Consider the following 2,156-nt stretch of genomic DNA (forward strand, 5'->3'; position numbering starts at 1 on the left):
CTGTCCATGGTGGACAACAAGATTGCACCGCACTTCACGTCCGGTGCACAGCTGAGCAGCGGAGGCGTTGACGAGTGAGCGAGCAGACTCCACAGGACACAGCGGCTCGGTCGGGGGAGAGCCAGGAGTACCTGGCCAAAATCACCAATGAGCCGACCAACGGCAAGGACCTGCGCGAAGTTGCGCGCGTGGTTTTCCCCGCCAACAAGGACCTGGACTCCTTGCCGCTCTACATTGACGGACCCATCAACGTGGAGGGCCCTTCCTCTGCGGGTTCGGACACTGCGTCGCAGCACCCGGATGACATCATTTCTCGCAGGTCGGCTCGGATTCGCCCCGGCAAGCGAGTCTCTTTCGGTTCCTACTTCAACGCCTTCCCTGCCAGCTACTGGCGTCGGTGGACCGTGGCGGATTCCGTGGTCCTGCGCGTCAAGACCACCGGTGCGGGCTCGTTGATCGTTTACCGTTCCAACGCGCGCGGCGTTGCCCAGCGCGTTGAGGACCGCAGAGTCGAGGGGACTGACACCCACGAATTCGAGCTGACGCTGGCGCCCTTCGGTGACGGCGGTTGGTACTGGTTCGATCTCATTTCGGACGACGAGGGCATGATCCTGGACGAGGCCAGTTGGCTGGTTCCTTCGGGCGACCGCCAGATAGGCCGCGTGACATTGGGCGTTACCACGTTCAATCGGCCTGACTACTGCGTCAACACGATCAAGACCATTGCCGCGGCCAAGGAATTGGATACGGTTCTGGACGAACTGATCATTGTGGACCAGGGCAACAAGTTGGTCTCGGACGAGGCTGACTTCGTCGAGGCCGAGTCCGCAATGAACGGCAAGCTGCGCGTCATTCGTCAGGGCAACATGGGTGGCTCGGGCGGTTTTGCTCGCAACATGTACGAGGTGCTCCAGGGGCGTGAGACGCCTCAGGGCGTGGAGAAGTCCGACTACGTGATCATCTTGGACGACGACATCCTCCTCGAGACCGAGGGTGTGCTGCGTGCCGCGGCGTTCGCCGACATGTGCCACACGCCGTCCATCATCGGCGGCCACATGTTCGACATGTACAACAAGCCGTTGCTCAACGCCTATGCAGAAGTTGTGAACCCCTACCGCTTCCTGTGGGGCCCCATCGACGGTCTGGGCGGAGTGGACTTCGCCGAGCGCGGTCTGCGTTCGCGGCCCAGGCTGCACCGCCGCTGGGATGCCGACTACAACGGCTGGTGGATGTGCCTGATTCCCCGTGTGGTCATGGAGGACATCGGGTTGTCCCTGCCCGTGTTCATCAAGTGGGATGATTCCGAATACTCACTGCGAGCCAAAGAAGCTGGTTACCCCACCATTTCGCTTCCCGGTGCGGCCGTGTGGCACGTTTCGTGGGCTGACAAGGACGACGCCGTGGACTGGCAAGCTTACTTCCACGAGCGCAACCGCCTGATCGCGGCGCTCCTGCACTCTCCCTACTCCAAGGGCGGGCGGATGTTGCGTGAGTCCATCACCACGGATACCAAGCACGTGGTGTCCATGCAGTACTACCCGGCGAAGTCCGTGTTGTTGGCTATTCAGGACGTCTTGGCCGGGCCGGACGGACTCCACGAGATGCTGCCCACCCGGATGCCCGAGATTCGCGCCATGAAGGACGATTACTCGGACGCCCGTGTGGTGAAGGACCCGGCCGACCTTCCGCCGGTGCGCCGTAAGAAGCCTCCCAAGACCATGGAAGCTCCCAAGGCTCCCACCAAGCCGCAGCTCATTCCGTGGGCCGTGCGCACCGTCTTGAAGCAGACGCTGCGTCCGGTGCGTGACATGGCCAAGGAGAACCCCGAAGCCAACGTTGCCCACATGGACGGTCACTGGTCCTACCTGGCCACCCTGGATTCCGCGATCGTCTCCAATGCGGACGGTACGGGTGCCTCGTGGTACCGACGTGACCCGGCGCAGGTGCGCGAACTGATGACCGAGAGCATCAAGCTGCACGCGGAGCTCTTTGCACAGTGGGAGTCGCTGAGCAAGCAGTACCGCGCTGCGCTTCCGGACATCACGTCACCGGAAGCCTGGGCGCGTACTTTTGCCGAGAACGGCCCCAAGAAGTAATTTTACTCCATGCGCGACGCCGCACGTGTTCGTTCGCGTGCGGCGTCGTCTTGTATCCGG

1 protein-coding gene is annotated in these 2,156 nt (G+C 62.3%); it reads left to right on the plus strand.

Annotation, left to right across the window (positions count from 1 at the left end; translation table 11 throughout):
- The first annotated feature begins 74 nt into the window (after positions 1-74).
- Positions 75-2,096, plus strand: a complete 2,022-nt coding sequence (locus Q4E95_RS13070) for a glycosyltransferase (protein ID WP_303383714.1) — start codon at positions 75-77, stop codon at positions 2,094-2,096.
- The last annotated feature ends 60 nt before the right edge of the window (positions 2,097-2,156 follow it).

Origin of the sequence: Kocuria sp., from assembly GCF_030536815.1 — a bacterium.
In the GTDB taxonomy this organism is placed as follows: Bacteria; Actinomycetota; Actinomycetes; order Actinomycetales; family Micrococcaceae; genus Kocuria; species Kocuria gwangalliensis.